This window comes from Pseudomonas sp. GW823-FHT02E01, assembly GCF_058797535.1.
The window spans coordinates 123519-133327 of record NZ_JBXAJS010000014.1 but is presented as its reverse complement, the minus strand read 5'-3'; the positions used below and the strand labels follow the sequence as shown (position 1 = coordinate 133327).

General features: G+C 62.1%; 7 protein-coding genes and 1 tRNA gene. 4 read left to right on the top strand and 4 right to left on the bottom strand.

Annotated features, from left to right (window positions below; translation table 11 throughout):
* Positions 1-178: 178 nt before the first annotated feature.
* Positions 179-255 (top strand) — tRNA-Asp (locus tag AC1RDQ_RS26595).
* A gap of 180 nt (positions 256-435) precedes the next feature.
* Here AC1RDQ_RS26595 and aldA read toward each other — a convergent pair.
* The 4 genes from aldA to AC1RDQ_RS26575 are packed head-to-tail and all read right to left on the bottom strand — an operon-like array spanning position 436 to position 5201.
* Positions 436-1869, bottom strand: coding sequence for an aldehyde dehydrogenase (gene aldA, locus AC1RDQ_RS26590; protein ID WP_492588568.1), 1434 nt, complete (start codon positions 1867-1869; stop codon positions 436-438).
* 19 nt (positions 1870-1888) lie between these two features.
* Positions 1889-2689: an aldolase/citrate lyase family protein gene (locus AC1RDQ_RS26585; protein ID WP_218496549.1), complete on the bottom strand. Its 801-nt coding sequence runs from the start codon at positions 2687-2689 to the stop codon at positions 1889-1891.
* A gap of 14 nt (positions 2690-2703) precedes the next feature.
* The gene (gene rhmD, locus AC1RDQ_RS26580) at positions 2704-3888 is read right to left on the bottom strand and encodes an L-rhamnonate dehydratase (RefSeq protein ID WP_008067008.1); all 1185 of its coding nucleotides are present in this window, start codon (positions 3886-3888) and stop codon (positions 2704-2706) included.
* Positions 3889-3905: 17 nt separating this feature from the next.
* On the bottom strand, positions 3906-5201 hold the full coding sequence (locus AC1RDQ_RS26575) for an MFS transporter (RefSeq protein ID WP_090454238.1): 1296 nt from the start codon (positions 5199-5201) through the stop codon (positions 3906-3908).
* A 126-nt stretch (positions 5202-5327) separates the two neighbouring features.
* Between AC1RDQ_RS26575 and AC1RDQ_RS26570 the strand changes: the two genes are divergently transcribed.
* The 3 genes from AC1RDQ_RS26570 to AC1RDQ_RS26560 all read left to right on the top strand — a co-directional run bounded on the left by AC1RDQ_RS26570 (position 5328) and on the right by AC1RDQ_RS26560 (position 9809).
* Complete coding sequence (locus AC1RDQ_RS26570; RefSeq protein WP_057715562.1) at positions 5328-6269, top strand: LysR family transcriptional regulator; 942 nt, start codon at positions 5328-5330, stop codon at positions 6267-6269.
* A 176-nt stretch (positions 6270-6445) separates the two neighbouring features.
* Positions 6446-9277 (top strand): xanthine dehydrogenase family protein molybdopterin-binding subunit, encoded by a 2832-nt coding sequence (locus tag AC1RDQ_RS26565; protein WP_492588567.1) that lies wholly within the window; start codon positions 6446-6448, stop codon positions 9275-9277.
* On the top strand, positions 9270-9809 hold the full coding sequence (locus AC1RDQ_RS26560; protein ID WP_015095868.1) for a (2Fe-2S)-binding protein: 540 nt from the start codon (positions 9270-9272) through the stop codon (positions 9807-9809). Before AC1RDQ_RS26565 ends, AC1RDQ_RS26560 begins: the two co-directional genes overlap by 8 nt.

The following is a 9809-nucleotide window of genomic DNA, read 5'->3' as shown; positions in this document are numbered from 1 at the left end:
CGGTAGTTCAGTCGGTTAGAATACCGGCCTGTCACGCCGGGGGTCGCGGGTTCGAGTCCCGTCCGCTGCGCCATATTTTCCGAGTCAGGCATGCCTTGATTCGAGATTGAAAGAGAGATTGAAAAGTCTCGGAGCTTTCAGTCAGACAAGTTACTTGAGCGTCAGCTCAAAGCGATACGCAGCGGTAGTTCAGTCGGTTAGAATACCGGCCTGTCACGCCGGGGGTCGCGGGTTCGAGTCCCGTCCGCTGCGCCATATCTGCCCCGAGGCCCACTGAACGCCTTGGAGCTACGGAGAAGCCACTGGTTACTTCGAGTCGATAGCAAAGACCCTGGTCGAAAGACCGGGGTTTTTTGTTTCTGCGATTTAAGTTTTTGCGACCCATTCTGCAGGAGCGAGCAAGCACGCTCCTGCTCGGTTGTTGGTTTTCGGCAATCAGCCTTGCAAATACACCGCATGAGTATGGGTGTACTCATACAGCCCATGCTTGCCATCCGCGCCACCAATACCCGATTTACGCACGCCGGCGTGGAAGCCCTGCATCGCTTCGAAGTTCTCGCGATTGACGTAGGTTTCGCCAAAATCCAGTTCACGCATGGCCTGCAGGGTTTTGCTCAGGTCGCGAGTGTAGATCGATGAAGTCAGGCCATAGTCGCAGTCATTGGCCAGGGCGATGGCTTCGTCCAGGTCGTCGATTATCTGGATCGGCAGCACTGGGCCGAAAATCTCTTCGCGCATGATCTCCATGTCGGCGCGGCAACCGGCAAGTACCGTGGGCTGGAAGTGGAAGCCATTGGGCAGGTCGGCCATCTGCCCGCCGCTGATCAGGCTTGCGCCCTGGCTCAGCGCGGTGCGGACTTTGCGGTTGACGCTTTCCAGCCCCTGGCGGTTGATCAGTGGGCCCATCTCGACGTCGGGCTGGGCAATCGGGTCGCCATAACGGGTCGCGCTCATGGCCGCTGCGATGCGTTCGATAAATTGATCCGCCACCTTGCGTTCGACGTACACCCGCTCGGCACAGTTGCACACCTGCCCGCTGTTGATAATGCGCGAATCGCGGATCGCCCTCACGGCCAGGTCGAGGTCTGCATCCGCCAACACAATAGCCGGTGCCTTGCCGCCCAGTTCCAGGTTGAGTTTGGTGATGTTCGGTGCGGCGGCGGCCATTATCCGCGAGCCGGTGTCGACGCTGCCGGTGAAGCTGATCATGTCCACGCCCTTGTGCGAACTCAGGGCGGCGCCGACCTTCCCGTCGCCACAGACCACGTTGAACACGCCGGGCGGCAGGTCGGTTTCGGCGACCAGTCGGGCGAACTCGAAGCAGTTGTTCGGGGTTTCTTCACTGGGCTTGATGACGATGGTGTTGCCGGTCAGCAGGGCCGGGGCCATCTTGCGGGCAATCAGGAAGAAGGGAAAATTCCACGGCAGGATCCCGGCCACCACGCCCAGTGGTTTGCGGAACAGGAAGATGTTTTCGTTCTGGCGGTCGCTGGTGATGATTTCACCTTCTATGCGCCGGGCCCATTCGGCCATGTAGTCGAGGTAGTCGGCGGTGAAATTGACTTCGACTTCCGCCAGCCCGCTGATCTTGCCTTGTTCCAGAGTGATGGTGCGCGCCAGATGCGCGACGTTTTCCCGCAGTTTGGCAGCGATCCGGCGCAAGTAACCGGCGCGATCATTGGCCGGTTTGCGCGCCCAGCCTTTCTGGGCGGCACGGGCGGCGGCGAGGGCGCGCTCGACGTCCTCGGCGGTCGAGGCCGGGACTTTCGACAGCACGGCGCCGGTGGCCGGGTTGATCACATCGAGGTGGGCAGCGCTGGCCACGAACTGGCCGTCGATGAAGTTTTCGTAAACAGGCACGGATGACATGGTGCGACTCCTTGGCAGATCAGTAAGTGCGTGACGGCGCTTGAGTGGCAGCGGGTTCGCGGTAGCGGGCGAGGGTGGCCATGGCGCCTTGGCGCAGCAGGCTGATGTCGATGGCCACTGCAATGAACTGGCAGCCCCAGCGCTGGTAGCGGCGGGCGTCTTCTTCGTTGGGGGCGAGGATGCCGCAGGCCTTGCCGGCTGCCAGTGTGGCGTTCACGGCGTATTGAATCCGCTCCTGGACTTCCGGATGGCCGGGGTTGCCGGCGTGGCCCAGGCCGATCGACAAATCCGCCGGGCCGATAAACACCGCATCCACACCCTCGACGGCGGCAATCGCTGCGACGTTTTCCACACCGGTGCGCGATTCCACCTGCACGATCAGGCACAGTTGTTCGTGGGCGGTATTCAGGTAGTCCGGCACGCCGTCCCAGCGGGTGGCGCGGGTCAGGCCGCCGCCGACACCGCGAATGCCGTGGGGCGGGTAGCGCATGGCGCGCACCAGTGCCTGTGCCTGCTCGGCGGTTTCGACCATCGGGATCATCAGCGTCTGTGCGCCGATGTCCAGCAGTTGCTTGATCAGGTTGGCATCGCCATTCACTGCGCGCACCACTGGCGCGGTCGAGTAAGGCGCCACGGCCTGCAACTGAGCGAGTACCCCGGGCACGGTGTTGGGCGCGTGCTCGCCATCGATCAGCATCCAGTCGTAACCGGTGGTGGCGACGATCTCGGCGGCGTAGCCGGTGGCGAACCCGGCCCAGATGCCATATTGGGTCGCTGAGCTGTTCAGCGCGGCCTTGAACGCGTTGTGCGGCATGTTCATGTCGAACTCCTTTCTCAGCGGTTATACGGCCGATGCAGTTGGCATTCGGGGTTGAGGGTCACGCCGAAACCTGGCTGGTCGAGCGCGGACAGGCGCATGCGGCCATTGACCGGCACCGGTTCGCCGAGCAATTGCGGGTGGAACATCGGCACCACTTCGTCAGCTTTCGGCGCCATCATCAGGAACTCGGCGAAGGGGCTGTTATGCCTGGTGGCGACGAAGTGGTAGCTGTACACCGAAGAGCCGTGAGGGATGACCAGCGCGTTGTGGGCATCGGCCAGGGCCGAGATCTTCACCAGTTCAGTGATCCCGCCGCACCAGCCGACATCCGGCTGGATGATGTCGCAGCAGCCCATCTCCAGCAGCATGCGAAAGCCCCAGCGTGTGGCTTCATGTTCGCCGGTGGTCACCAGCATGCCCTTGGGCACGTTGTTGCGCAGGGCCGCGTAGCCCCAGTAGTCGTCCGGCGGCAGGGCTTCTTCGATCCATTTCAAGCCGTATTCGTGGGCGCCAACCGCCAGTTTGGTGGCGTAGTTGAGGTCCAGGCTCATCCAGCAATCGAGCATCAGCCAGAAGTCTGGGCCGACGCGTTCGCGCATGGTGGCCAATTCTTCGAGGTTCTTGCGCAGGCCTTCCTCGCCCTCGGCCGGGCCGTGGTGCAGCGGCATCTTGCCGCCGATGAAACCCATTTTCTGCGCCAGGTCCGGACGGGCGCCGGTGGCGTAGAACTGCAACTCGTCGCGCACCGCACCGCCGAGCAACTGATGCACGGGCTCCTGGCGGATCTTGCCGAGCAAGTCCCACAGCGCCAGGTCGACGCCGGAGATAGTGTTGATGACGATGCCCTTGCGCCCGTAATACAGGGTCGACTGGTACATCTGATCCCAGATTTTTTCGATGTCGGTGACCCGGGCGCCTTCAAGGAAGCGCGCCAGGTGTTTCTCGACGATGTACGCGGCAGGTTCGCCACCGGTGGTCACGGCAAAACCGACGGTGCCGTCGCTGGCTTCGATTTCCACCACCAGGGTGCCGAGTACGTTGATGCCGAAGGTGCGGCGGCTCTGGCGGTACTCCGGGTATTTGCTCATCGGTGTGGCAATGTGATCGTCGATCCAGTGGCCGTCGGCCTGGTCGTGATAATCCGCGCCGCCGCCTCGCAGAGTGAAAGCGCGGACGTGTTTGATGGTTGGAATGCCCATGGTGTGACTCCTCAGGTTTAAACGGTGGCCGGTTTGTTCGAGGCTTTATGGCCGGGCGCGCGTATGCCCAGCACCAGCAACGCGGCGATGACGGTGGTAGCGGCCAGCACGTACAAGCCTGCTGCCGGTGAGTGGAAGGCGCCTTCGGCCCAGTTCTTCAGCACCGGGGCGATGAAGCCACCGAGAGCGCCGAACGAGTTGATCAGGGCGATCCCGGCCGCGGCGGCGCTGCCGGCGAGGTAGCTGGAGGGGAAGGTCCAGAACACCGGTTGCACGGCGATGAAGCCGGAGGCGGCGAAGCACAGGGCGATGATCCCCAGCAGCGGGTTGCTGAAGGTCACCGAGCAGGCGATCCCGGCGGCGGCCATGAGCAAGGTCAGGCACGCGGTGCGGCGGCGTTCGCCGGTGCGGTCGCTGTAGCCGGGAATCAGGTAGGCGGCGATCAATGCGCAGATCCAGGGGATCGCTGTCACCAGGCCGACCATCAGCCCGACCTTGGTCCCCAGCAGCCCTCCGACCTGGCTCGGCAGATAAAACACCACGCCATAGACGCTGGCCTGGATCAGCAGGTAAATCAGGCACAGGTACAGCACCGAGGGTTGGCAGATCACGTTGAGCAGGCTGCGGCCGTGATTCTGTTTATGGCTGTCTTCCTGATCGAGCAGGCTTTGCACTTGCTGGCGTTCTTCGACAGTCAGCCACTTGGCATCGGCCGGGCGATTGTCCAGATACCAGTAGGCCCAGATGCCTACCGCCGTCGCCATCAGGCCTTCAACGGCAAACAGCCACTGCCAGCCATGGAAGCCGGCGAAGCCGTCCAGTTCCAGCAGCAGGCCGGACAGCGGGCTGCCGAAGATGAAGGCCAGCGGTGCACCGAAATAGAAGAAACCCATGGCCTTGCCGCGCACGGCGCTGGGGAACCAGTAGGTGAGGTAGAGGATCACGCCGGGGAAGAAGCCGGCTTCGGCCACGCCCAGCAGAAAGCGCAGGATGTAGAAGCTGGTTTCTGTGTGGGCGAAGACCATGGCGGCGGAAACCAGCCCCCAGGTGACCATGATCCGGCACATCCACAGGCGGGCGCCGACGCGGTGCAGGATCAGGTTGCTCGGCACTTCAAGCAACGCGTAACCCACGAAAAACACCCCGGCGCCGAAGGCGAAGGCGGCATCGCTGATATTGGTGTCGGCTTGAAAGGCTTGTTTGGCGAACCCGACGTTGGCGCGGTCGAGGAAGGCCATGATGTACATCAGCAGGAGAAACGGGAGTAGCCGCCAGGAAATTTTGGCGAGCAGAGGCGCGGGTAGAGTCTTCATCGCAGTTTTCCTTTGGTAGGGCATTTGTTCTTATGGGGGAAGACTGTACGGCCGCTGATCGATGCGTTACAAATCGAATCTAGCTCACAACTGATACCTTCAGGGTATCGATAAAAAAGGCCCGTCATGACCACGCCGATCATCTCCCGCAGCCTGCTCAATCGCCTGCGTTACAAGCATCTGCACATGTTGGTGACGCTCAGCAGCAGCCAGAACCTGCACCGCGCTTCGCAAAGCCTGAACATGTCGCAACCGGCGGCAACCCGCATGCTCCATGAGATTGAAGACATGTTCGGCTGCGATCTGTTCGAACGCCTGCCGCGGGGGATGCGCCCGACAGCGTTGGGCCAGGAGCTGATTCGCTTTGCCGAGTCGGCCCTCAGTGGCCTCGACCGTTGTGCCGAGGATCTGATGGCGCGGCAGCTGGGCGGCTACGGCTATCTGTCGATCGGTACCATCATGGGCGCGGCGCCGGGCCTGGTGATGGATTCGATTGCTGAAATCAAGTCGCTCAATCCGCAGCTGCGGATCCGCATCATGGGCGACACCAGTGACCAGGTGATCCAGTTGCTGGAACAGGGTCGCATCGACCTTGCCATCGCCCGGCGCAATGCCGCCACCGACAGTGAGCATTACGTCTTCGAGCAACTGGGTAACGAACGCTTGCTGGTGGTGGTGCACGCCGGCCACCCGCTGGCGCGACGCAAAAAACTGGAGATGGCGGAGCTGGTCAGCGGTTGGCCGTGGATCCTGCAACCGGAAACCAGTCCGGCGCGCATCGGTCTGGATCAGGCGTTGCAGCGCCTGGCGTTGCCGTTGCCGGCAGACATCATCGAATGCAGTTCGGTGTACTCCATGCAGCAACTGATTCAGCTGACCGACGCGATCATGGTCCTGTCGGAAACCGCATTGCGCGACTATCTTAAAATGGGCCTGGTGGTGGCGCTGCCGGTGGAACTGGATGTGCAGATGGCGCCCTTCGGGTTGTTGTTGCGCAAGGGCGAGCACATCAGCCGGGAGTTGGGGTTGTTCATCGATCTGCTGCGACGAAAAGCCGCGGTTTTTTGATTTCTTGGTCAGTTTTTAGTTTTCCGCGAAGGCATAAGCCTATAAACTTAACCTTTCGGTCAGCTTTGCACTGTCAACAACAGCCCTTTGCATCGTCGAAAAGGGCTTCTGCAAGACTCGAGATTTCCAGAACATAACCAGAAGGGCGGACCCCATAACCGCCCAGAGGATGATCCATGTCCAACCGTGATATATCCCGGCGCTCGTTCCTTCAGGGCGGGCTGGTAGCGGGTGTGAGCGTGACGCTCACGCCATTGAGCAGCCAGGCGCTGGCCGCCTTGATGGAAAACAGCGTGACCGTGCCGTCCGAGCAGTGGCTCGGCAACAATGGCAAGGCGCGCGCCCGTAACGATGCCTTGTCCAAGGTCTGCGGCAGCAAGGTCTTTGCCCGCGACATCCGCGCCAAGGACATGCCGGGCTGGCCGCAGCAGCAAGGCCACGCCATGCTGCTCAAAACCATCAAGGCCGACCACATCTTTGCAGGCATCGACCTGTCGTGGCTCGGTGCCGAGTTGCAACCGGACCGCATCGTCACCGCCGAAGACCTGGTCAAGGACGGTATCGTGTTCCCCGAGGAGCACGCCCCGGATCCGCTGTTGCCGGCCGGCAAGGTGCCGATGTTCATCGGCCACCCGGTGGCGATCCTGATCTGGAACGACTTCGAGCGCTTCCGTCAGGCCAAGAACCAACTCAAATTCAATGACAAGGCGATTCGTTACGGTGCCCAGGTGCCGTTCTACGAAGGCGATCCGTACGGCAGCTTCCGCTACGTGCGCGTCGGCGGCGCGACCTCGGCGGACGAAGACGAATTCGCCAGCCTCAAGGATTCGATTCTGTTCCCGATGCTGAAAAACCGTCGTCCGGTATGGAACTCCCAGCCGAACCTGCACGGCAATCTGACCGAGCGCGGGTTGTTCTACGCCGAGCGCATGAAGCAGCAGATCGATGCGCCGCCGGACAACTGGCTGGTGTTCGACGAGCGCTACAAGACCCCGTCGATCGAACCGGCCGCGCTGGAGCCTGACAACGGCAACGGCTGGTACGACCCGGCCACCAAGACCCTGCATTTCGTCGTCGCCACCCAGTGTCCGCTGGAAGCCGCGACCGAGACTGCGAAGATGATCGCGCCGTCGCGTTTCGGCCTGGCCAACCTGAACATGCACCCGGGTTACACCGTCGGTTACGGCTCCAAGGACCACAACATTTTCGTCTACTACGCAGCCCTCGCGGCGTTGTACGGCGCGGGTGTACCGGTACGCCTGGCCAACGATCGCTATGAGCAGTTCCAGAGCGGCATCAAGCGTCACCCGTTCGACATTCGCTATCAATTGGCGGTGGACAAGAACGACCACAGCTTCAAGATTTTCCGCTCCGAGATGAGCGTCGACGGTGGCGGACGAATCAACTACAGCCCATCGGTGGCTGCGGTGGGCGCCACGGCGGCACAGTCGATCTACTACATGCCGCAGAACGATCTGCAGGTCACGGCTTATCACTCCCGCGCCGTTGAAGCCGGGTCGATGCGTGGCTACGGCACCCTGCAAAGCATGGCGGCGACCGAGATGATGGTCGATGAAATCGCCGGTCGCCTCGGTGTCGATGCGATTGAGCTGCGTCGCAAGAACGCACTGCGCTCGGGCATGAAAAACACCCAGGGCGCGATCCCGGCCGGTGCCTTGCGCCTGCACGAGATTCTCGACAAGGCCGCGGTTCACGAAGTCTGGAAAAACCGCGAGGCGATCAAGAAACAACGCGAAGCCGCCGATCCGGACAACTGGTACGGGGTGGGTTTCGCCATCTGCCAGAAAGACTTCGGTACCGGTTCCGAAGCGCCGATGGCCAGCATTGAATTCACCGCCGAAGGTCGCATCAGCCTGCGCCACATCGGTATCGAAATCGGCACTGGCATGTCCACCTCTCAGGCCATGGTCGTGGCCGATTTCCTCGGTGTTCCGGCGCACGAAGTGAAGACCGGCGAAACCGAATGGAAAGAGTTGCAGCTGGTCAGTGGCGGCAACCCGTACATCATGAGCCAGGCCGAGCAGGACAACTTCCTGCGCAATCCGCGCTGGGTCGGCAAGGTCGCTTCGGCTTCGTCGGCCACCAACTCGGCGTACTACTTCAGCCACGCGACCCGTGAAGCGGCGCGCGTGCTGTTCAACCACGGCCTGTGGCCGGCGGCGCTGGAAATCTGGCGACAAGGCCCTTACGGCGGTCAGGCCAACCCTTACGTGGTGCGCCGCGAAGACGCCCATTGGGTCGACGGCAAGCTCACGGCCAACGGTATGGAGCCACTGCCATTCGCCGTGCTGGCCAAGCGCGTTCACGAGCGCGGCCTGGTGAGCGGCGCCACCGTGCACGGATTCAACCGCTGGAGCTGGGCCGAGGCCGAGTTCAGCATCGACGGCGTGCGTGAGCGCTTGCCGCTCGACGGTCTGGCCGTGAAGTACGGCGACGGTGCACCGAAGGCGAAGAAGGCGCAGATGAACAGCGCCGGTTTCCATCTGCTGGATCGGCAGGGCATCGCCTACCCGGCGACCCAGCTGAACAACGCGGCGGTGACGTACTACAGCCCGGTCGCGACGCTGGTGGAAGTGAAGGTCAACAAGGGTTCGAACGAAGTGTCGGTACTCAATCATCACTCGTGGGTCGAGTGCGGTCGGGTGCTGGTGGAAGAACTGGTCAGGGGTCAGCTCGAAGGCGGGATCGCCATGGGCATCGGCCATGCGCTGATGGAAGAGATGCCGTTGTACGAAGGCGGGCCGGGGGAGGGTGACTGGAACTTCAACCGTTACCGCTTGCCGATGGCGCGTCACGTCGCGGTGTGGAAACAGACTGCGGAAATCCTGCCGCCATTGTCGCCGAGCGACCCGTCCAAGGGCATCGCCGAGGTGGTGATGATCCCGGTGGTCGGTGCCATCGGTAACGCCGTGGCCCATGCCATCGGTAAACGTGTCCGCGACCTGCCTATCACTTCTGCACGCATCAAGGAGGCCCTCAATGGCTAACCGTCCGCTTCAACTGACCCTCAACGGTCAATCCGTCGGCCCGGTGGACATCCCTGATGACCTGCCGATGATCGACTACCTGCACGAATACAAGAACCTCACCGGTTCGCGCCTGGGCTGCGGCCAGGGCATCTGCCACGCCTGCGTGGTGATTGTCGACAACCCGGACGGCACCAGTGAAGAAGTGCGCACTTGCATCACCGGCGCGCACTATTTCGAAGGCAAGAAGGTTCGGACCATCGAAGGCCATGCGACCTGCGACGAGCAGGGCAAGGTCACCGAGCTGAACCCGATCCAGCAGCGCTTCGTCGACGAGTTCGCCTTCCAGTGCAGCTACTGCGCGCCGGGCTTCGTGAATGCCGCGACCGTGCTGGTGGAAAAGCTGCAGCGTCAGCCCATCGTCAAAAGCCAGCTGGAAAAAGTCATCGAGGACAGCCTCGGTCATCACATCTGCCGTTGCACCGGGTACGTGCGCTACTACAGCGCCACCCGCAACGTGCTGACCGATCTCGGCCTGGTCAAGGAGGGTTAA